This window comes from Bacteroides sp. 41_26, from assembly GCF_949740115.1.
GTDB lineage: Bacteria > Bacteroidota > Bacteroidia > Bacteroidales > Bacteroidaceae > Bacteroides > Bacteroides nordii.
Window position 1 is genome coordinate 1 of sequence record NZ_CATJGZ010000057.1, and the last position, 22,714, is coordinate 22,714.

The 22,714-nt window shown below is 40.9% G+C and carries 19 protein-coding genes; 11 read left to right on the plus strand and 8 right to left on the minus strand.

The genetic code is table 11. The features are described from left to right. The first annotated feature begins 145 nt into the window (after positions 1–145). The 3 genes from QX565_RS05440 to QX565_RS05450 all read left to right on the plus strand — a co-directional run bounded on the left by QX565_RS05440 (position 146) and on the right by QX565_RS05450 (position 3,763). Positions 146–1,132: an adenosine kinase gene (locus tag QX565_RS05440; RefSeq protein ID WP_289291744.1), complete on the plus strand. Its 987-nt coding sequence runs from the start codon at positions 146–148 to the stop codon at positions 1,130–1,132. Between the two features lie 44 nt (positions 1,133–1,176). Further along, entirely contained in the window at positions 1,177–2,853 is a 1,677-nt protein-coding gene (locus tag QX565_RS05445; RefSeq protein ID WP_289291746.1) for a S41 family peptidase, read from the plus strand. Between the two features lie 136 nt (positions 2,854–2,989). Then, on the plus strand, positions 2,990–3,763 hold the full coding sequence (locus QX565_RS05450; RefSeq protein WP_289291748.1) for a carboxylesterase family protein: 774 nt from the start codon (positions 2,990–2,992) through the stop codon (positions 3,761–3,763). 140 nt (positions 3,764–3,903) lie between these two features. On the opposite strand, the gene QX565_RS05455 is transcribed toward QX565_RS05450, so the two are convergent. The 5 genes from QX565_RS05455 to rpoN all read right to left on the minus strand — a co-directional run bounded on the left by QX565_RS05455 (position 3,904) and on the right by rpoN (position 9,059). Further along, positions 3,904–5,748, minus strand: coding sequence for a 4-hydroxy-3-methylbut-2-en-1-yl diphosphate synthase (locus QX565_RS05455; protein WP_289291750.1), 1,845 nt, complete (start codon positions 5,746–5,748; stop codon positions 3,904–3,906). Positions 5,749–5,878: 130 nt separating this feature from the next. Then, positions 5,879–6,388, minus strand: a complete 510-nt coding sequence (gene purE, locus QX565_RS05460) for a 5-(carboxyamino)imidazole ribonucleotide mutase (RefSeq protein WP_221649154.1) — start codon at positions 6,386–6,388, stop codon at positions 5,879–5,881. Positions 6,389–6,449: 61 nt separating this feature from the next. Then, positions 6,450–6,830, minus strand: a complete 381-nt coding sequence (gene gcvH / locus QX565_RS05465) for a glycine cleavage system protein GcvH (RefSeq protein WP_221649155.1) — start codon at positions 6,828–6,830, stop codon at positions 6,450–6,452. A 31-nt stretch (positions 6,831–6,861) separates the two neighbouring features. After that, entirely contained in the window at positions 6,862–7,539 is a 678-nt protein-coding gene (locus QX565_RS05470) for a hypothetical protein (RefSeq protein ID WP_221649156.1), read from the minus strand. 38 nt (positions 7,540–7,577) lie between these two features. Beyond that, positions 7,578–9,059: an RNA polymerase factor sigma-54 gene (gene rpoN, locus QX565_RS05475; protein WP_221649157.1), complete on the minus strand. Its 1,482-nt coding sequence runs from the start codon at positions 9,057–9,059 to the stop codon at positions 7,578–7,580. Positions 9,060–9,203: 144 nt separating this feature from the next. On the opposite strand from rpoN, the gene QX565_RS05480 reads away from it, so the two are divergent. Beyond that, positions 9,204–10,577 carry an aminopeptidase P family protein gene (locus tag QX565_RS05480; protein WP_289291752.1) on the plus strand — a complete coding sequence of 458 codons (1,374 nt, stop codon included), beginning with the start codon at positions 9,204–9,206 and terminating at the stop codon, positions 10,575–10,577. A 92-nt stretch (positions 10,578–10,669) separates the two neighbouring features. Here the strand turns inward: QX565_RS05480 and QX565_RS05485 are convergent, their stop codons facing one another. Beyond that, positions 10,670–12,193 (minus strand): sensor histidine kinase, encoded by a 1,524-nt coding sequence (locus QX565_RS05485; RefSeq protein WP_370634122.1) that lies wholly within the window; start codon positions 12,191–12,193, stop codon positions 10,670–10,672. A gap of 141 nt (positions 12,194–12,334) precedes the next feature. Further along, complete coding sequence (locus QX565_RS05490; RefSeq protein ID WP_289291756.1) at positions 12,335–14,008, minus strand: nucleoside kinase; 1,674 nt, start codon at positions 14,006–14,008, stop codon at positions 12,335–12,337. A gap of 84 nt (positions 14,009–14,092) precedes the next feature. Between QX565_RS05490 and QX565_RS05495 the strand changes: the two genes are divergently transcribed. Then, entirely contained in the window at positions 14,093–15,790 is a 1,698-nt protein-coding gene (locus QX565_RS05495) for a Na/Pi cotransporter family protein (protein ID WP_221649161.1), read from the plus strand. A 108-nt stretch (positions 15,791–15,898) separates the two neighbouring features. Here the strand turns inward: QX565_RS05495 and rd are convergent, their stop codons facing one another. Continuing rightward, entirely contained in the window at positions 15,899–16,063 is a 165-nt protein-coding gene (gene rd / locus QX565_RS05500) for a rubredoxin (RefSeq protein ID WP_221649162.1), read from the minus strand. A 144-nt stretch (positions 16,064–16,207) separates the two neighbouring features. On the opposite strand from rd, the gene QX565_RS05505 reads away from it, so the two are divergent. The 6 genes from QX565_RS05505 (at position 16,208) to QX565_RS05530 (ending at position 22,436) form a co-directional block, all read left to right on the plus strand. Further along, positions 16,208–16,777, plus strand: a complete 570-nt coding sequence (locus tag QX565_RS05505; RefSeq protein WP_289291758.1) for a nitrogen regulation protein NR(II) — start codon at positions 16,208–16,210, stop codon at positions 16,775–16,777. A 72-nt stretch (positions 16,778–16,849) separates the two neighbouring features. Beyond that, positions 16,850–19,534, plus strand: coding sequence for a calcium-translocating P-type ATPase, PMCA-type (locus QX565_RS05510; RefSeq protein ID WP_289291760.1), 2,685 nt, complete (start codon positions 16,850–16,852; stop codon positions 19,532–19,534). 3 nt (positions 19,535–19,537) lie between these two features. After that, positions 19,538–20,155: an HAD family hydrolase gene (locus QX565_RS05515; protein ID WP_289291761.1), complete on the plus strand. Its 618-nt coding sequence runs from the start codon at positions 19,538–19,540 to the stop codon at positions 20,153–20,155. Between the two features lie 17 nt (positions 20,156–20,172). Continuing rightward, positions 20,173–21,096 carry a bifunctional riboflavin kinase/FAD synthetase gene (locus QX565_RS05520; RefSeq protein ID WP_289291763.1) on the plus strand — a complete coding sequence of 308 codons (924 nt, stop codon included), beginning with the start codon at positions 20,173–20,175 and terminating at the stop codon, positions 21,094–21,096. A 78-nt stretch (positions 21,097–21,174) separates the two neighbouring features. Beyond that, complete coding sequence (locus QX565_RS05525; RefSeq protein ID WP_289291765.1) at positions 21,175–21,582, plus strand: hypothetical protein; 408 nt, start codon at positions 21,175–21,177, stop codon at positions 21,580–21,582. A gap of 41 nt (positions 21,583–21,623) precedes the next feature. Next, the gene (locus QX565_RS05530) at positions 21,624–22,436 is read left to right on the plus strand and encodes an IS3 family transposase (protein WP_289291767.1); all 813 of its coding nucleotides are present in this window, start codon (positions 21,624–21,626) and stop codon (positions 22,434–22,436) included. Positions 22,437–22,714 lie beyond the last annotated feature (278 nt).

Below are 22,714 nucleotides of genomic sequence, written 5' to 3' on the forward strand. Positions count from 1 at the left end.
CCTCTTGGACTTGAACCAAGGACCCTCTGATTAACAGTCAGATGCTCTAACCGACTGAGCTAAGGAAGAATGTTTTTCTCAATTGCGATGCAAAAGTAATAGGATATTTTGAAATATGCAATATCTTTGCAAAAAAAATATCAAAATGGACAAAATAATTGGTTTGGGCAACGCCCTTGTAGACGTACTTGCAACTCTGAAAGATGACACTATTCTTGATGAAATGGGTTTGCCAAAGGGGAGCATGCAACTCATCGATGACGCTAAGTTACAACAGATTAACGAGAAATTTAGTAACATGAAGACCCTTCTTGCAACCGGAGGATCGGCTGGAAATACTATTCTTGGACTCTCTTGCCTTGGAGCTGCTACCGGTTTTATAGGAAAAGTGGGAAATGATAATTATGGAAACTTTTTCCGCGAAAATCTCCAGAAAAACAATATTGAAGACAATTTGCTCCTTTCTGATTTACCTTCGGGAGTGGCATCTACTTTTATTTCTTCGGATGGCGAACGTACTTTTGGGACATATTTGGGAGCTGCTTCTGCGTTGAGAGCTGAAGATTTATCACTGGATATGTTCAAGGGGTATGCTTATCTGTATATTGAAGGATACCTGGTGCAAGACCATGATATGATTCTCCGTGCCATTAAATTGGCAAAGGAAGCCGGATTGCAAATTTGTCTCGATATGGCCAGTTATAATATCGTGGAGGAAGATAAGGAATTCTTTTCTTTATTGATAAGTAAATATGTAGATATTGTATTTGCTAATGAGGAAGAGGCCAAGGCATTCACAGGTAAAGAACCTGAAGAGGCTTTGGAAATCATCGGTAAGCTATGCAGTATTGCTATTGTGAAAATAGGATGTAAAGGTTCGCTAATTCGTAAAGGTACGGAAGAAGTCAGAGTATCGGCTATTCCGGTAAATAAAGTGATAGACACCACAGGCGCCGGTGATTATTTTGCAGCAGGATTCTTATATGGGCTTACTTGCGGTTATTCATTGGAAAAGTGTGCTAAGATAGGTTCCATTCTTTCTGGAAATGTTATACAGGTTATCGGAACCACTATCTCAAAAGAACGTTGGGATGAAATAAAGTTAAATATTAACGAAGTTCTGTCTGAATAAGCAGGTAATGAGTTACATTTACGACTCATTTTAACTAAAAGTGTATGAAAAAGTTTCTAAATAGGCAGAATGGTATCATTGCAGTGATTGTGCTGATTGCTGTAGCATTCTTTAGTTTCAAAAAAGGAGACGACCGCAATTTCCAGATCGCTAAGAATCTCGACATATTCAATGCGATTGTAAAAGAGCTGGATATGTTTTATGTGGATACCATTGATCCGAATAAAACGATTCGTGAGGGGATTGACAATATGCTGTATTCACTTGATCCTTATACAGTATATTATCCGGAAAACGATCAGGACGAACTGGAGATGATGGTCAAGGGCTCTTATGGAGGTATTGGTTCTTTGATCAGATATAATCCGAAACTCCAGTATACTGTCATTGCTGAACCTTACGAAGGAATGCCGGCAGCAGAAAGCGGTTTGAAAGCCGGTGATATATTGTTGGAAATTGATGGAAAAGATTTGAAGAACAATTCGGATGTGAGTACATTACTTCGGGGGCAGGTGGGTACCAGTTTCAAACTGAAGATACAACGCCCCGGTGTGAAAGAGCCGTTGGAATTTACAATTGTACGCCGTTCTATTCAGATGCCTACCATTCCTTATTATGGAATAATGGAGGGCCAGGTTGGTTATATAAACCTTAGTAGCTTTTCGGGAAGTCCTTCCAAAGATTTTAAAAAGGCTTTCCTGGATTTGAAAAAACAAGGTGCTACGTCGCTGGTAATAGACTTGCGCAATAATGGTGGTGGACTACTTGACCAAGCTGTGGAAATAGTGAACTTTTTTGTGCCACGGGGCAAGACGATTGTAACAACGAAAGGTAAGATAAAGCAGGCCAGTAATACTTACAAAACCCTGCGTGAACCATTGGATACGGATATTCCGATTGCTGTGTTGGTAAATAGTGGTACGGCTTCTTCGTCGGAGATTCTTTCCGGGTCATTGCAAGATCTTGATCGGGCTGTGATTGTAGGTAACCGTACTTATGGAAAAGGCTTGGTGCAAGTACCCCGTTCTTTACCTTATGGAGGTAATTTGAAGATTACTACCTCTAAATACTACATTCCAAGTGGACGTTGTGTACAGGCTATTGATTATGCGCATCGTAATGAAGATGGTAGTGTGGCACGTATTCCTGATAGTTTGACAACTGTTTTCCATACCGCCGCCGGACGTGAAGTTCGTGATGGGGGTGGTGTTTCTCCCGATATCGAAGTAAAGCAGGAACGGTTGCCCAATATTCTATACTATTTGGTTCGTGATAATTTGATATTTGATTATGCAACAGACTACTGTTTGAAACACCCTGTTGTTGCTTCGGCAGAAAAGTTTGAATTGACAGATGCTGACTATACAGATTTCAAGAATAAAGTGAAGGGTGCAGATTTCAAGTATGACCAACAGAGTGAGAAGATATTAAAGACTCTGAAAGAGGCTGCCGAGTTTGAAGGATACATGAAAGAGGCTTCCGATGAATTTAAAGCATTGGAAAATAAGTTGACTCATAACCTGGATCGTGATCTTGATTATTTCTCTAAAGACATTAAGGCAATGATTGCTGAGGAAATTATTAAGCGTTATTATTATCAGCGTGGTGCGATTATCCAGCAGTTGAAAGGCGATAATGAATTGGATGAGGCTGTGAAGATTTTAACGAATCCGGAGCGTTATCAACAGATATTGAGTGTGACAACGACTGAGAATAAGTAGATTTATATTTTATCATATTGAGAGGGGAACGCAGGTCATGTGTTCCCTTTTTTGTAGAGAGTGGTGCTTATAAATGAGATTGTTTGATAAATAGAATGTATCTTTATATTTTAAAGAATGATGGTGTAAATAGGATATGAAAAAGATTATTAGTTTTTGTTTATTGTTTCTATTGACTATTTCTGTTTCTGCGCAGGAGGTTTATCAGAAAGAAGTGTTTATCTCTTCCCGGGGTGATTCATTAAAATACCGTTTACTTCGTCCGGAAAAAGAGAAAACAGGAAAGAAGTATCCACTTGTTCTTTTTTTACATGGTGCAGGAGAACGGGGCGGTGATAATGAAAAGCAATTGGTTCATGGAGGCCAGATGTTTCTTAATCCGGTAAATCGTGAGAAGTATCCGGCTTTTGTGTTAATCCCTCAGTGTCCGATAGATGCTTACTGGGCATATACTTCTCGTCCTGTCTCGTTCGTTCCGTCGGATATGCCTGTCGGACAAGAGATATCTCCTGTTTTTAGCTCGTTAAAGGAACTGTTGGATGTCTATCTTGGTATGCCGCAGATAGATACGAATCGTGTTTATATTATTGGCCTTTCAATGGGGGGAATGGGTACCTATGATATGATTATCCGTTTTCCGGAACTTTTTGCAGCAGCAATTCCTATTTGTGGAACAGTGAATCCATCCCGGTTAGCAGATGTTAAGGGAGTAAAGTTTCGTATTTTTCATGGAGATGCGGATAATGTAGTGACGGTAGAAGGATCACGTGTGGCCTATAGGGCATTGAAAGCGGCAGGGGTTGATGTAGAATACATTGAGTTTCCCGGCTGTGATCACGGTAGTTGGAATCCGGCATTCAATTATCCGGAATTTATGGACTGGTTATTTAGGCAGAAGAAAAAAAGATAATATATCGATGGAATGAATAATGAATCTATTTACGATTAGACGATTTACGATTGAAGTTACTCTTTAAAAGCCTGTTTCAGCAATGTTAGAGACAGAGTGGTCCCAATCATACATCGTAAATCGTCTAATCGTAAATAGATTTATTTTTGCTCAGTATAATCTCCGTTCGCCTTAATTAGTTCAATCAACTTCTCTACAGCTTCTTCTTCCGGAATATTTTTTTCTATACATTCCTTCTGTTTGTAGAGGCTGACTTTGCCACGTCCGGCACCTACATATCCATAGTCAGCATCTGCCATTTCTCCGGGGCCATTCACAATGCATCCCATAATACCTATTTTCAATCCTTTCAAGTGAGAAGTCGCTTCTTTGATACGGGCAATAGTGCTTTGTAGGTTGAACAACGTTCGTCCACAACCCGGACAAGAAATATATTCGGTTTTGGAGGTACGGATACGTCCGGCTTGCAGAATGCCGAAAGCGGTAGCATCTACGATGGCATGAGAAAGTAATCCCTGATTGAACAGAAAGATACCATCACACAAGCCATCAAATATCAATGCCCCCATATCAGCAGCAGCTTTGATTTGCAAATCTTCCGCATCCTCTTCCTGGTAATGCTGAAAGAAGATAACCGGGTTCTTCAATCCTTCAGACATCAACTGGTGTACCAAAGCACGGTGCTCTCCAATACGATTCGGATGATTGCTTTGAGAAATAATAACCACTTCCGGGTGTGTTTTGAGACAGGCAATCACCTCATCTGTCTGTGCCATATACGGCATGAATAAGAATTTTAGTTCTGCCTGGCACATGCCCATCAGTGGAAGCTGAGAGTAATTGAATGCCGGCCATGTGCCTTTTTCTCCTGCCCATACATCGGCATCAAGGATATATTCAACATTGGCTTCCCGTATGGCGGGAAGTTCTCTTCCTGCATAAATATAATCGGGTATAAATTGCGGATTGACCTCTGTCTTTCCGTCCATGCGGTCGGCAAGGACAACAGGAAGATTGTTTCCACCAATATTTCGGATGGCATTCGTTTTCCGGCGGGTAGGAGAGAGGTAATTGAATTCAGGTGTTTCTATTCCGGGGATATAAGGATGGTCTTGGCGGGTAAGGATGTAATCTACTAACTTACGTGCTACAGGAATTTCTGCTTCTGGTTCTTCACTTAAAGAGACACGGATGGTATCTCCCAATCCATCTGCCAGCAATGCTCCTATTCCCAATGCCGATTTGATACGTCCGTCTTCTCCGTCTCCGGCTTCCGTAACTCCCAGATGCAGAGGAAATTCCATCCCTTCCTTTTCCATTACGGCTACCAACAGACGAACTGTTTTTACCATTACAACCGTGTTGGAGGCTTTGATTGAAATTACTACATCCTTAAATTTTTCGTCTATGCAGATACGCAGGAACTCCATACATGATTCCACCATCCCTTCGGGAGTGTCACCGTAGCGAGACATGATACGGTCGGATAATGAACCGTGATTTACTCCGATACGGATTGCAGTGTGGTTCTCTTTGCAGATATTCAGAAAAGGAATGAAGCGGTCACGAATTTTTTGTAATTCTTGCGCGTATTCCTCATCCGTATATTCCAATTGCTTGAAGGTACGTCCCGGATCTACATAGTTTCCCGGATTAATACGTACTTTTTCGGCATTTTGTGCTGCCACATCAGCCACTTTGGGATTGAAGTGTACATCGGCAACAAGTGGTACCATATATCCCTGGCTACGTAGGCCGATGTTGATATTCATCAGGTTCTCAGCCTCCTTGATACCCTGTGTTGTAAGGCGTACATACTCGCCACCTGCATCTACAATACGTTTCGCCTGTTCTACACAAGCTTCTGTATCCTGAGTTGATGTATTAGTCATCGACTGGATACGGATAGGGTTAAGGCCGCCCAATGGAACAGCCCCAATATTTACTTCTGATGTTTCTCTCCGGGAGTAATTGAATAAATCCACGATTTTATTTACGATTAGACGATTTACGATTAGACGATTTACAATTTACGATTGAAGATACTTCTGCTGATTAGACGAAGCGTTAATCATCTTGTTAGCATCTTCAATCGTAAATCGTCCAATCGTAAATCTAATTGGTTTTATATTCAAACTTAACCTCTTTAAGCTCCTCGTTAGCTTTTACAATTTTTTTCTTCAAACCTTCTTTGTAAGCTGCAAATGTATCAGCCAGTTCAGTATTGCTCAATGCCAGCATTTGTATTGCCAGGATAGCGGCATTCATTGCTCCGTTGATAGCTACTGTAGCTACAGGTATCCCGGGAGGCATCTGGATGATAGAATACAAGGCATCAACACCGTCCAGAACAGAACCTTTAATGGGTACTCCGATTACAGGTAGGGTAGTGTTGGCAGCGATTACACCTGGTAGGGCAGCAGCCATACCGGCAGCAGCAATAATAACTTTAATACCGCGTGAACGGGCATTTTTAGCAAACTCCTCTACTGCTTCCGGAGTGCGGTGAGCAGAAAGAGCGTTTATTTCGAATGGTACGTGCAAATCATTGAGTAACTGTGCTGCCTTTTCCATTACAGGAAGGTCAGAAGTGCTACCCATGATGATACTTACAATTGGGGTCATGATTTTATTTACAATTTACTATTTACTATTTAGTGGTACGATGATCACTAATCACTATTCACTAATCGTTAATCACTGCTTTATATGCTTCAGCATCGAGCAGGTTTTCAATATCTTTTAGATTGGCAGGTTTCATCTTGATAAGCCATCCTTCACCATATGGATCTTTATTGACCAGTTCAGGATTTTCTTCAAGGCTCTCATTCTGTTCTATTACTTCACCTGCTACCGGCAGAAAGAGGTCAGAGATGGTTTTCACCACTTCAATCGTTCCGAAAGTTTCATTTGCTTCCAGTGATTCACCTACTGTGGGGATATCGACAAATACAATATCACCCAATTGTTCCTGAGCATAATCAGTGATACCTACATAAGCCATATCTCCTTCTACACGAATCCATTCGTGCTCATTGGTGTACTTCAAATTTTGTGGGAAGTTCATAATAATTAGTTTTTAGGGGTTTATATTCATGTTAAAATAAAAATATACGGAATAATACATTACTTAATGGATGTAGTACCAATAGTGCACAGATGAAACCTACACCAAAACCGGAAAGCACTTCACCCAGAGAATGATGTCTCAGAATAATTCGTGCCGAACCTAATACACCGGCTACCAGAATAAACAGGCATAGCCACCAGACAGGATTATAGCCAAACAATTCACTGAATGAAATCAAACCGCCGATAATACCTCCTATGCCAGCCATGTGTTCACTGAGTTTCCATTTCAGATTTACAATGATACAGATGATCTGAACCACCAGTGCAGACAGTATAATACCGGTCATATACCAGGGAATATTCAGCTTGTGCATCATGAGCAGACAAAATACATAAGAGATAATGGTAAGTGTAAAAGGAATATATCGTTTTTTTCGTTCACTCAATTCCTGCAGGGCAAAACCATTGATTTTGCGAAACAGGAAAATGGTGATGGTTGGCATCAGTATAGTGAAACAATACACTATTCCCAATACAATGAGTTTGTACTGCAAGGGCATGATACGAAGGTAAGAGAATAAGAACAATACCAGAAAAGCCAGAAAAGGGATAGAAAACGGAGTTAGTATCCACGATGTAATCTGTGCCGTTCTGATAAGCGTTTTATCTGCAATGATATGTTGCTCTACGTTTGCTTCTCCCATAATGGAGCCCTTTTGTTATTTATTATTAATCACTTTAATTACTTTCTTAATCTGGCCACTGGTATATTCAGTTGCTGACGATATTTGGCTACGGTGCGCCGTGCAATAGGATATCCTTTTTCTTTTAGGATCTCAGCCAGTTCGTCGTCAGTCAGTGGTTTCTTTTTATCTTCGTTGTCAATACATTCTTTTAGTATTTTACGTATTTCACGTACTGACATTTCTTCACCGTCTTCGGTGGTATATCCGTCACTGAAGAAGAATTTCAGCGGATAGATTCCAAAGTTTGTTTGCACATACTTACTATTGCTAACACGTGATATGGTCGAAATATCCAGGCCCGTACGTTCGGCTACGTCTTTCAGGATCATAGGGCGAAGCAATGATTCGTCTCCTTCAAGAAAGAAAGGACGTTGCAGATCGATAATAGCCTGCATGGTAGTCATTAATGTATTCTGACGCTGCTTTACTGCATCGATAAATCCCTGAGCTGCATCCATTTTCTGTTTCAGGAACATCATTGCTTCTTTGGATTCTTTGGATTGATTGGCTCTGTTCTTCGTATGTTCTTCTACCATTTCGGTGAAGTCGCGACTCATACGAAGTTCCGGTATATTCCGGTTGTTAAGGTTGACACTGATAGAGCCATCATCATAGGTGTCTACAATGAAGTCGGGAACAATTTGCTGCATGTTACGCCCGATGGCTTCTCCTAATGAAGCTCCCGGACGAGGATTTAACTTTGTGATTTCAGAAATAGCAGTGTTGAAAAGCTCTTCTTCGCAGCCCAATTTCTTTATTATCTTATCCCAATGTTTACGTGTGAACTCTTCGTAACATTCGTTGATGATTCTCTGTTCCAGTATAAGTGCTTTATCTGGTTTACCTTTTTCAAGTTTCCGTTGGAGTTGTATAAGCAGACATTCCTGGAGGTTGCGTGCACCAAGTCCGGCCGGGTCGAAGTCCTGTATGATGCATAAAGCCTCTTCCAATTCCTCTTCGGTGGCGTTAATGCCTGCATAGATAGCCAGCTCATCGCTGATACTTTCAAGTGATTTACGGAGCAGGCCGTCATCATCCAGTGACCCGATAAGGTATTCTGCCAATTCACGCTGATGTTCTGTGAGGTTACGCTCACTCAACTGTTCTCTCAATATTTCATAGAAGGAAGTAGCGTCAGAAAAAGGAATTTCCTCTACCTGTTCGCTTTTGGAACGGTTGTTTTCCTGTAATTTATAATCAGGGATGTCATCTTCGTTTAGATAGTCGCCCAGGGAGTCATATTCATTGGCATCACTTTCTGCTTCCGGATCGTTACTATTGCTTTCATCCGGATCATCAGTAGCCGCTTCTTCTCTACCTTCTTCAAGAGCTGGGTTTTCCAATAATTCGGCATGTACTCGGTCTTCCAGTTCTACGGCGGGAAGCTCCAATAGCTTTACTACCAGAATCTGCTGCGGAGAGAGCGTTTGTATCTGCTGCTGCGCCTGGGATTGTATTTGACGGGAACCTTGTGCCATAAATATTTTATTTTCTACATTCGGTTATATCTCGCTACAAAAGTAACTTTTTCACCACAGATTACACAGATTAGAGGGATTATTTTTCTTTCTATAACGCTAAATTCTCTATCTTTGTTGCACTAACTTAAAAAATAGAACATTATGTTTGGTAAAGAAACGTATGTGCAGCGCCGGGCCCTGCTGAAAAAGAAATTAGGCTCCGGAGTGTTGTTGTTTTTGGGGAACGACGAGTGTGGACTGAATTATGAGAGTAATACCTTCCGTTATCGTCAGGATTCTACTTTTCTTTATTATTTCGGTCTTCCGTTTGCAGGACTTTCTGCCATTATTGATATTGACGATGAAAAAGAAATTATATTCGGTGATGAACTGACGATTGATGATATTGTATGGATGGGGATCCAGCCTACCTTGAAAGAAAAAAGTGAACGTGTAGGGGTGACACGTACTTTACCATCCGCTGAAATTGTAAACTATCTGCATCAGTGTGTACAGAAGGGAAAATCAATTCATTATCTTCCCCCTTATCGTGCCGAACATAAACTGAAACTGATGGATTGGCTGGGTATCCCTCCTGTGCGTCAGGAAGGTTCGGTGCCTTTTATTCGTGCGGTAGTTGAACAACGTAACCATAAATCAGCTGAAGAAATTGTAGAAATAGAGAAGGCTTGCGATGTGACCGCAGATATGCATATTACTGCAATGAAGGTACTTCGGCCCGGTATGAAAGAGTTTGAAGTAGTAGCTGCTATGGAGGCAGTTGCTGCCGCTGCAGGCTGTGAACTTTCTTTTGCAACCATTGCCACCATCAATGGGCAGACTTTACACAACCATTATCATGGTAATACCGTAAAGTCCGGAGACTTGTTTCTGATTGATGCAGGAGCTGAAACAGAAATGGGATATGCCGGAGATATGTCGTCTACTATACCTGCTGATAAGAAATTTACTACCCGCCAGCGCGAAGTCTATGAGATTCAAAATGCAATGCATCTGGAATCAGTAAAAGCGCTTCGTCCGGGTATTCCTTATATGGATGTGTACGACTTGTCAGCCCGTGTGATGGTAGAGGGGCTGAAAGGACTTGGTTTGATGAAAGGTAATGCCGAAGATGCTGTACGTGAGGGAGCACATGCTTTGTTTTATCCACATGGGTTAGGACATATGATGGGACTGGATGTACACGATATGGAGAATCTGGGTGAACTTTGGGTAGGATATAATGGTGAACCGAAGAGTACTCAGTTCGGTCGTAAATCGCAACGTTTGGCTATTCCTTTGGAACCGGGCTTTGTACATACTGTAGAGCCGGGTATTTACTTTATCCCCGAGCTTATCGATATGTGGAAAGCCGATAAAAAGTTTACTGATTTTATCAATTATGATAAAGTAGAGACTTATAAGAACTTTGGAGGGATTCGTAATGAAGAGGATTATCTGATAACTGAGACTGGTGCCCGTCGTTTAGGTAAGAAAATTCCGTTGACTCCTGAAGAGGTGGAAGAGATTAGATAGAATGGAGAGGGGAGAATGGAGAAGGGAGAAGTACTATGCAGCATGATAGCGCAGCTTACTTCTCCCTTCTCCATTCTCCCCTCTCCATTCTATTAAGCGTGTAGCTCTAATATAAACCGGCTCCCCTTCGTATAGCTTGTATCCAAAGTCAGGCTCCCATTCATTTTTGTGGCAATAAGTGAACATATAGGCAATCCCAGGCCATCTCCTTGTGTGAGGTCTTTCACTTCGGTAAAAGGTTTAAAGATCGTTTCCTGTTGTTCAGTAGGAATACCAGTACCGGTATCAGTTACAATAAACTGATGAGTATGCGCTCCACGTTTTTTGAAGTCAAGGCTGATGCGTCCTTCTTGTGTGTAATAAGCAGCATTTTGCAGTAAATGAAGAAGTATACGCTCCAATTGTTCTTTATTGGTTTTCACTTGTAGTTTGGGAGCATTTACAGAAGTAGTAACTTCGGCTTTTATATTACTTTTCACTTTCTCCATTACTTCTTCGCAAAAAATACTGGCGTTGATATCGCTCATTTCGTAGGGAGTGGTCAACGAATTTTCCAGCGAAGAGAGTTCCTGTATATCATCGCTAAACTTTTTCAATGCACCTACTTGCGTCTGCATCTGTTGTGATTGTTGCGGCGCTTTGTCTGAGAGTTCACTTGCTGAGGCCGCCAATGTGTCCAGAGTCGGTTCCATCTGTGAAGATATATTTTGAATGAATTTGGTTTTCAATTCATTGTGTTCGTTGGCTATTTGTATGCTTTTCTTGAGCTTACGGTTTCCTGCCATAAAACGTAGTAATACGATTGCAAGAAGCACCAATGCTGCAATAAGAATAACAACCAGTGTGCAAAGTCCGATGATAATATACTGTTTGGCGGAAAGTGTGTCGTCTTTTTCTTGTATCGTCAACTGACTTTCGTCATATTTCCTTTTCAATACATTCAATTCATCCTGTGCGGTGAGTGCTTTTACAGAGTCGGTCCATACGATATAATTTTCATAAGTACGTCCCATCAGTGCGGCATTATTCGCTTTGCGGGCAATGGATATCAGATTTTTGTAGCACTCTTCTACTTTCTCGTAATTCTTTTTTTCTTTGTATTGATTGATGAGTTTGCGGAAGCAAGCATCTCCTTGTGCATTGAGGCCGAAGGTGTAATAATAATTGGCCTTGGTATAGAGTAAATTCTCACTTATTGAGTCGTTTTTAGCAAGATTAGCTGTTTCTTCCAGTTTGTCCAATTGTAATTTAGCTTGTGCTGCATTTTTTAGTGCAATATACATTTGCAGGCGTTCTTTGGTAATTAGAAACCGTAGATCGTGAAGAGTTTTCTTGGTTTTCTGTTCACCTGCCCACACCAGTTGATCCATGTCACGGCAAAGTTCGAAACCTTCTTTATAAAAGTTTTCACGTACATAAAGCCCATTGGCCTGAATGCCGCATTCAACAGCCTGCGGATAGTCTTCGCGGGTAGCGAATGCTTCGTACGCTTTCTTAAAAAGATAACGTGCCTTGATATAATCTTTTTGGCTCAGACTGTTTTGAGCTTGTTCCTTTAATTCCTGTGCTCTGTTTTTTGTATTCTGTGCATGACTTAATGTACTAAAACAGAGCATGATCACAATGATAGCTACGGGTGTTTTCATCTTTATTGCTTGTTTAATTGACACAAATTTAAAATAAATTCGGGACTTAAAACAAAAAATAGGTATAAAAAGGCAGGATTATCTGCAATGGCAGATAATCCTGTGATATGGTTAATACTTAAAACTACTTCCTCCCAGAAACTCTCTTAACAGTGAGGTCGGTGGAATTTCTTTGTCCTGAACAGGGATAAAGTATTTGATAAACTTCAACAGGCGGTATGCTTCACAATATTCCGGGCAATTGCGGGGCACTCCCGTTAGAATCGGTTCGGCGTGAAGGCGCAATACTGCAAATTCAAAGAGCAGGGCGGAGTTAAACATCACATCTGCATTTTCCTGATAAGGGAATATCCATTTATCCTCTCCGGCACGTACGCTGGGCCATCTTGAAATGGTTTCTTGTGCCGAATATCCGCGGTAGTTAAAGTCACGAATAATGCGGCGAAGCAAACGGTTGTCTGTGGTAGGAATCCAGTTATGATCGTCCAGTGAGATGGTAGTTAGTGCCGAAACGTAGATTTTGAACTTGTTCTCTTCCGGGATATGTGGAGTCAACTCAGGATTCAGAGCATGAATACCTTCCAATATTAAGATGGTGTGTTTATCTATTTTTAGTTTGTCTCCTTTATATTCTTTCTTACCGATACTAAAATTAAAGCGGGGAAGTTCTACTTCCTCTCCGCGAAGCAAGGCTTGAAGCTGTTGATTAAACAAGTCCAGATCCAAAGCATATAATGATTCATAATCATAGTTACCATTCTCATCAAGAGGAGTTTCTTCACGGTCCACGAAGTAGTTATCCAATGAGATGGGATAGGGCTTTAATCCGTTTGTCATCAACTGAATAGAAAGGCGTTTACTGAAGGTCGTTTTTCCCGATGAAGACGGACCGGATATTAATACCAGTTTTACGCGGTTTCCATTTTCTCCGCGATGAAAGATCGTGTCGGCTATCTGGGCTATTTTCTTTTCCTGCAATGCTTCGGCTACATTAATCAGATCGGTGGCATGTCCCTCTTCACAGGCCAGGTTAAAATCGCCTGCATTAGTTATTCCCATGATATTGCTCCAGTTCAGGTATTCTTTGAATACATCGAGCATTTTCTCTTGTTTCACCACTTCTTCAAGTACATCCGGATTTTCTTTATTGGGGATACGCAACAATAATCCGTCGTAGTACTTCACCAGATCAAATAGTTTGATGAATCCGGTGCTGGGTAACAGATTATCATAATAATAGTCAATGGTATCTCCCAGCGTATAATAATAGGTATAAAGTGAGCCGGAGGTTTCCAGTAGCTTTACTTTATCGTTCATTCCGTGTTCATTGAAAATACGTACAGCTTCCGTTGTATGACATTCAATTCTGTGATAAGGAACGTTTTCAGCTATAATCTCCTGCATTCTTTTTTTGATGAGTGATACATCTTCTAATGTAATAGGACGTCCGATGCGCAGATTACAGAAATAACCTTTTGATACGGGGTGTTCTACGAAAAGTTTTCCTTCCGGGAATAATTCGCTGACAGCTTTATATAGCACAAAGCAAAGTGAACGCACATACGTACGCATTCCGGAGGAATCTCTTACGTCCAGAAATTCTACATCTTTATTATTATATACTCTGAAATTAAGACCTTCGGAACGATTATTTACCTTGGCGCTAACTACTTGATAGGGAAAATTAAGATTAAAACCGTAATAAATATCCAAAAGTGAACTACCAATAGGGAATTCTTTATAAATATTATTATTTTTGCAACATATTTGTAACATCTGTTTCATTTTGGCTTTTAAAGAAGTAAATAGAATCGGATAAATATATGATATAATCAATTAGAGAACAAACAACTATTAAAATAATTATAGATGGAATATTCTTTTTATGATTTTTTAAAGCTCATCGGTTCATTAGGACTTTTCCTGTATGGGATGAAGATAATGAGCGAGGGCTTACAAAAAGTCGCAGGTGACAGATTGCGAAGCATTCTGACAGCAATGACCACCAATCGGGTAACAGGGGTTTTAACAGGAGTGTTGATAACTGCCCTTATTCAGTCCTCTTCGGCAACAACAGTGATGGTGGTTAGTTTCGTTAATGCCGGATTGCTGACATTGACAGAATCTATTAGTGTTATCATGGGGGCTAATATTGGTACAACGGTCACTGCATGGATTATATCTATTTTCGGGTTTAAGGTCGATATGTCAGCGTATGCTCTTCCTTTGCTGGCCGTCGCTTTACCGTTTATCTTCTCTGGTAAAAGCAACCGTAAGTCTGTCGGTGAATTTATTTTTGGCTTTTCTTTTTTATTTATGGGGTTGGCTTTTCTGCAACAAAACGCGCCCGACCTGGGTAGGAACCCCGATATGTTGGCTTTTGTACAGAACTATACGGATATGGGATTCTTTTCCGTCCTGTTGTTTCTCTTGATTGGTACTATTCTGACTATGATTGTGCAGGCTTCCGCTGCTACAATGGCCATTACACTTATTATGTGTGCTAATGGCTGGATTGGTTTTGAGTTGGGAGCAGCATTGGTGTTAGGTGAAAATATCGGAACTACTATTACCGCCAACCTGGCTGCACTTACGGCCAATACACAGGCAAAGCGGGCGGCATTGGCACACTTTGTATTCAATGTGTTTGGCGTTATCTGGGTATTAATTATTTTCCATCCGTTTACTACATTTGTATCCTGGATTGTGGATAACTATTTCCATCCGGGAGATGCCGCAGTTGCCGTTTCTTATAAATTATCCGCTTTCCATTCTATCTTTAATATATGTAATGTGTGTTTATTGATATGGGGTGTGAAATTGATAGAGCGTACTGTTTGTGCAATCATTCATCCGAAAGAAGAAGATGAAGAGCCTCGTTTGAGATTTATTACTGGCGGTATGTTGTCTACGGCAGAACTTTCTATTCTTCAGGCTCGTAAAGAAATCCATTTGTTTGCTGAGCGTACGCACCGTATGTTTGGTATGGTGCAAGACTTATTGCATACAGACAAAGACGATGATTTTAATAAAGTATTCAGCCGCGTAGAAAAATATGAGAACATTAGTGATAACATGGAACTGGAAATCGCTAACTATCTGAATCAGGTTTCCGAAGGTCGTTTAAGTTCGGAAAGTAAGTTACAGATACGTGCTATGCTACGCGAAGTGACAGAGATTGAGAGTATCGGAGATAGCTGTTATAATCTGGCACGGACCATTAACCGTAAACGTCAGACCAATCAGGACTTCACGGAGAAACAGTATGAGCACATCCACTTTATGATGAAGCTCACCAATGATGCTCTGGAGCAAATGATTGTAGTGGTGGAGAAACCCGAACATCATAGTATTGATGTAAACAAGTCATTTAATATTGAGAACGAGATTAATAACTACCGTAACCAACTGAAAAATCAGAATATTCTGGACGTGAACAATAAAGAATATGATTATCAGATGGGAGTTTACTATATGGATATTATTGCCGAATGTGAGAAGTTGGGCGATTATGTAGTCAATGTAGTGGAAGCGAGTAGTGATGTAAAAGAGAAGAAACTGACATAGGAGTAATAAGCGGATTAGTGAATAGTGATGAACGGGTTAGTGATTAGTGATTAGTTCACTGCGTTGTAACCGCATGGCACTAATCACTAATCACTAACCCGTTCATCACTATTCATTGTACTCTTCAAAGTCTTCTTTCCCCACTCCGCAAAGAGGACATACCCAATCATCCGGGATGTCTTCAAAAGCTGTACCTGGTTCAATACCACTCTCCGGGTCACCCATTTCCGGGTCGTAAATGTAATCACATACTGTGCAAATATACTTCTTCATATTCCTTTTTTAAAGTTTACTACAAATATAACATAAAAAATATACGGATTGTTCATTGTTCTTTCTTTTTTTACCATAGAAAAGAGGTATCTTTGTGGTATCTATTTGGATAATAAGTAACCGGTTAATAAAAGAAATATGAGAATGGAAATAGGTCTAATTATTTTATGTTCAGTTCTTTTAGTTGCCTTTCTTTGGGAAAGAAGAAAAGTAATACAGGTGCGCCGGGCATTAAAAAAAGAGGCGGATGAACTGAGAAAGACAAGTTATATTGCAGGGGCGATATTACAGAGTGTACATGCTTTTGTTTTACTGATAGATTCAGGTTTCATTGTGTTGAAAACGAATTATTACAGACGTACAGGCATTAAAAAGGGAGCAGCAGAAAAGAAAGTCGGAGATCTGTTGCAGTGCCGTAATGCTATGTCTGCATCGGGTGGGTGTGGCACACACGAGCTTTGTGGCTCTTGTCCGGTACGTCGTGCTATACAGGAGGCTTTTGATGAAAAGAAGAGTTTTACGGATTTGGAAGCTACCCTGAATGTGTGTACCTCTGGTTATGAGTCCGTAGAATGCGATGCTGTTATTTCCGGAACCTATCTTTTATTAAACGGTGAAGACCGGATGGTGATCACAGTTCATGATATCACTCGACAAAAGCAAGCAGAGCGTGCATTAGCAGAGACTAAAATGCACGGAAATGTTACTCCTTAAAAAAAATTAATAAACATTCTATGCCGATTTAATGTTGTATTTTTGCAACCTAAATTTAACGCATGTATCTGAATGACTGCAAAAAACAATGACTATTATCATTTAGGCCTTACAGATAGTGAGGTCTTGGAAAGTCGGGAAAAAAATGGTGTAAATCTATTAACACCTCCTAAACGTCCTTCTCTTTGGAAACTTTATCTGGAAAAGTTTGAAGACCCTGTTGTACGCGTACTGCTCGTTGCTGCTGTTTTCTCTCTGATTATTTCGATTATAGAGAATGAGTATGCTGAGACTATCGGTATCATAGTTGCTATTTTGCTGGCTACTGGTATCGGTTTCTTTTTTGAGTATGATGCAAGCAAAAAATTTGATTTGCTAAATGCTGTCAACGAAGAAACACTTGTAAAAGTGATTCGTAACGGACGAATTCAGGAAATCCCCCGAAAAGACATTGTAGTAGGAGATATTGTAGTGCTTGAGACCGGTGAGGAGATTCCTGCCGATGGTGAGTTGGTCGAAGCTATCTCTCTTCAGGTCAATGAATCCAATCTGACGGGTGAGCCGGTTATCAATAAGACGATTGTCGAAGCTGACTTTGACGACGAAGCGACTTATGCCTCCAATATGGTGATGCGGGGTACGACGGTAGTTGATGGTCACGGTATGATGAAGGTGCTTCGTGTTGGTGATGCTACGGAAATCGGAAAGGTAGCCCGCCAAAGTACGGAACAGAGTGGTGAACCTACTCCGCTGAACATACAACTTACCAAACTGGCCAAACTGATAGGTAAGATTGGCTTTACTGTAGCAGGAGCTACTTTTATCATCTTTGTTTCAAAAGACTTATATCACTATATTTCGGCCAATGAAATCGTAGGCTGGCATAACTATATGGCCATTGCCCAGATAGTGCTGAAGTACTTCATGATGGCTGTTACATTGATTGTAGTTGCGGTACCCGAAGGCTTGCCGATGAGTGTGACGCTCAGTCTGGCTCTGAATATGCGTCGCATGCTTTCTACCAACAACCTTGTGCGTAAAATGCATGCTTGTGAAACGATGGGAGCTATTACCGTTATCTGTACGGATAAGACTGGTACGCTGACTCAGAACCTGATGCAGGTACACGAACCGAATTTCTACGGATTAAAAGAAGGAGGCGTACTTGCCGGTGATGATATCAGCAAATTGGTGATAGAAGGTATCAGTGCCAATTCTACCGCTTTTCTTGAAGAAACCGGTGACGGTGAAAAGCCAAAAGGTGTGGGAAATCCTACGGAAGTAGCATTGCTTTTGTGGCTCAACGCTCAACATCAGAACTATCTGGAGTTTCGTGAACAGGCTAATGTACTGGATCAGCTGACTTTTTCTACCGAGCGTAAGTTTATGGCTACTTTGGTACAGTCTCCCCTTATCGGTAAAAAAGTGCTATATATAAAAGGTGCTCCCGAAATTGTACTTGGAAAATGTAAGGAGGTAATCCTCGACGGCAAGCGGGTGGATACGGTTGAATATCGTTCTACGGTAGAAGAGCAGTTGTTAGGTTATCAGAATATGGCAATGCGTACGTTAGGATTTGCCTTTAAAATAGTAGATGATAATGCACCTGATGATTGTGTAGAGTTGGTTGCTGCCAATGATCTTAACTTCTTAGGCGTTGTTGCTATCTCCGATCCGATTCGTCCTGATGTTCCGGCTGCTGTGGAAAAATGCCAGTCGGCAGGTATTGGCATTAAAATTGTAACGGGCGATACTCCGGGTACGGCTACTGAAATAGCCCGTCAGATAGGACTTTGGAATTCCGAAGATACGGAACGTAACCGGATTACTGGTACTGCCTTTGCCGAGTTGACCGATGAGGAGGCTTTGGACAGGGTAATGGATTTGAAGATAATGTCTCGCGCCCGTCCTACTGATAAACAACGTCTGGTGCAGTTGTTGCAACAGAAAGGGGCTGTAGTTGCTGTAACCGGTGACGGAACCAATGATGCTCCCGCATTGAACCATGCACAAGTAGGACTTTCAATGGGTACGGGAACTTCCGTAGCCAAGGAAGCCAGTGATATTACTTTGCTTGACGATTCGTTCAACAGTATCGGTACGGCTGTGATGTGGGGACGTTCGCTTTATAAAAATATCCAGCGATTTATCGTATTCCAGCTTACAATCAACTTTGTAGCACTGCTTATCGTATTGCTTGGTTCATTTATGGGCACAGATTTGCCTCTGACCGTGACTCAGATGTTGTGGGTAAACTTGATTATGGATACATTTGCTGCCTTAGCATTGGCCTCTATTCCGCCAAGTGAAACTGTGATGAATGAAAAGCCCCGTCGCAGCACTGATTTTATTATCAGTAAAGCAATGCAATACAATATATTCGGTGTCGGTGCCGTTTTCCTGATAGTGTTGCTGGGTATGATTTACTATTATACGAATGCTGAAGGTGGAATGACCGTGCACCGTCTTACAATCTTCTTCACTTTCTTTGTTATGCTACAATTCTGGAACCTGTTCAATGCCCGTGTGTTTGGAACAAACGATTCGGCATTTAAGGGGCTTTCCAAATCTTATGGCATGGAGTTGATTGTGATTGCTATTCTTGGCGGACAGATTCTGATTGTACAGTTCGGTGGGGCTGTATTTCGTACTGAACCGCTTGACTGGCAGACGTGGCTGATACTAATAGGTACCTCATCGCTCGTTCTGTGGGTGGGAGAACTAATCCGCTTCGTTCAGCGTTTAATACATAAATAAAAGATGAAAAGAAAAGGAATAAAAAACCTTCTTATTGATTTTGGGGGCGTTCTGATAAACCTCGACCGCCCGCGTTGTATTGAGAATTTTAAAAAGTTAGGATTGCAAAATGTAGATGAACTGTTGAATGTTTATCATCAGCAAGGTATCTTTATGCAGCAGGAGAAGGGGTTGATAACTCCTGCTGAATTCCGTGATGGTATCCGTGAAATGGTAGGGAAGCCATTAACGGATCAGCAGATAGATGATGCCTGGAATTCTTTCCTGGTGGATATCCCTACTTACAAACTTGATTTATTGCTGAAACTTCGCGAAAAGTATGTGGTTTATCTGTTGAGTAATACCAACGATATTCATTGGAAGTGGTCCTGTGAGAATGTTTTTCCTTATCGTGGTTTCCAGGTGGAAGATTATTTTGAAAAGATATATCTTTCGTTTGAGATGAAGATGGTGAAGCCCGATGCCGAGATATTTGAAACAGTACTTGCAGATGCCAATATCGACCCGAAAGAGACTTTTTTTATTGATGATTCGGAGGCGAACTGTCTGGCAGCGCAGGTATTGGGTATTTCTACTTATACACCGCAGGCAAAGGAAGACTGGAGTCATATTTTTAACTAAACCGATTTTACTGACTGATGCAGATTATTCGTAATATACCGGGTACATTACTCGAGCCATGTGTGGCTACCATTGGTTTTTTCGATGGGGTACATACTGGTCACCGTTTCCTCATTGAACAAGTGAAGGAGGTAGCTGCTACCCGTGGGTTACGTTCGGCTTTGATTACTTTTCCTGTTCATCCCCGTAAGGTGATGAAAGCCGATTATCATCCGGAGTTACTCACTACGCAGGACGAAAAGATTGCATTACTGGCTGAAACCGGAGTAGATTATTGCATTATGCTCGATTTTACTCCGGAGATATCCTGGTTTACTGCCCGGGATTTTATGACTACCATTTTGCAGGAACGTTACCAGGTACAATCGCTTGTAATTGGTTACGATCACCGCTTTGGTCATAATCGTAGTGAGAGCTTTGAAGATTATTGCCGTTATGGTGAAGAAATCGGTATGCAGATAGTTCTTGCGCGCGCGTATATATATAAGGAGATCCATATCAGTTCTTCCGTGATTCGTGACTATCTTCATCAGGGAGATGTTAAGATGGCTGCACATTGCCTTGGGTATGATTATTTTCTGGATGGGACGGTAGTTAGTGGTTATCAGGTTGGACGCAAAATAGCCTTTCCAACAGCTAATCTCAGTGTAGACGATCCTGATAAGCTTGTCCCTGCGGATGGAGTATATGCTGTGCAAGTCAGTTTTGATGGATGTACCTATGCCGGTATGTTGAATATAGGTCATCGCCCTACACTTAATAATGGGGTGAATCGAAGTATTGAAGTGCATATCCTTCATTTCCATTCAGATATCTATGATAAATTTATTCGTATCTCTTTTGTGCAATACATCCGTCCTGAGATGAAGTTTGACGGGATAGAGGGACTTATTGCACAACTTCATAAAGATGCAGTAGCAGTAGAAACTCTGTTGCTGTAAACTTATTGATAATCAGTGCTTAAAAGAATGACTTAATACAGATTTACTTTACACCGTTTTAACATTATAAAAATTCATATGGCAAGTAAAGTATTTCCTCGTTGTAGGTATAGTTTAGATTTTAAACTTAAAGTATTAAGTGATTATTATCGTTCTGGTTTGACCAAATATTTCATCGAGCAGCGAGATGGTTTGGTTCATGGAAGTATTTACAGATGGGAAAAAGCCTTGATATTGTCTGCTAAAGACTTATCTTTGTCCCAGGATTTATTATCTCAAATAGAAACGATGCGCAAAGCGAAAGAAAAAAAGTCCCAAGTAACCTCTTCCTTATCTAAGGAAGAAGAGTTGCAGGCGGAGTTACTTCGTCTTCGCAAAGCTTTGGAATACTCCGAACTTCGCAATGAGGCTCTGTCTGAAGTCTTAAAAATCGGTCGTGAAGAATACGGCATCGATTTATTAAAAAAAGCTGGCGCCAAGCAGTAAATACCCTTCGGCACAGGCATCCAAAGATTTCCATCGGAAGCCTGTGCTCACTGTTTGGTAAGAGTAGAGAAGGGTATTATTCAGTAAGTACGGAAGTACTTTCAGACCGTATTCTCACGGAGGTCAAAGTCGCCCAACTTGTACGCGAAATCAGGTCATCAGCACCCGGTATTGGTGCCTATAAGTTATTTCTGATCCTAAAGGAGGTATATGAGGGGAAGTTGATGGGGCGGGACAGCTTTTATAACCTGCTACGTCGCAAAGGTCTCATGCTGTCCCCTTTGAAAAGGCGTCATACTACCAACTCCAACCATAACTATCGAAAGTATAAAAACCTGATAAAAGACTATAAGCCAAAGACTTTAAATCGTTTATGGGTGGCAGATATTACTTATATTGAAACAGATGCCGGCGTTTGCTATCTCCACTTGCTTACAGATGCCTTTACTCATGAAATAGTGGGTTGGATCCTATCCGGTAGTCTCGTTGCAGATAATACTTTAGAAGCACTAAATCAAGCTATTAGTATGTTTCCTGATGCCGATTTCAGTAAATTGATTCATCATTCTGACAGAGGGTCACAGTATTGTTGTAACAGATATGTTGACAGATTGAAAGAAATGCAAATCTCTATCAGCATGACGGAAGATAGTAACCCTACTGACAATGCGATAGCCGAGCGGGTTAATGGTATTATTAAACAGGAGTGGCTATACCGTCAGAAACGTCCAAAAGACATTGTTGAAGCAAGAAGTAAGATAACGGAAATCATTGACTTCTACAATAATGTGCGACCACATATGAGTAATAACATGAAAACGCCCAAAGCTATGAGAGCAGGTGTAGCCGCTTAACGCTCTTTGGAGGCTTCGCGCCTCCAGCCGCTAAGGCAAACCGCCGCGGTGTTTTTCATAATATGATTTGCAGGATAGTCAATAAATAGCTAATTTAGAAGCTGAAAAAATGCACTGTTTATGGGATGTATTGATTTATGATCGGAAAGACGAACAAGTAAGATAATTAATAAAGTATTCCTGAAGGTGTAAAGTGAAACAGTAAAACAATCAAGAAACTGTGAAGGAAAACAGTAGATATTAACCAAAATGTGTAAAGTGAATACAGGCATAGTCAA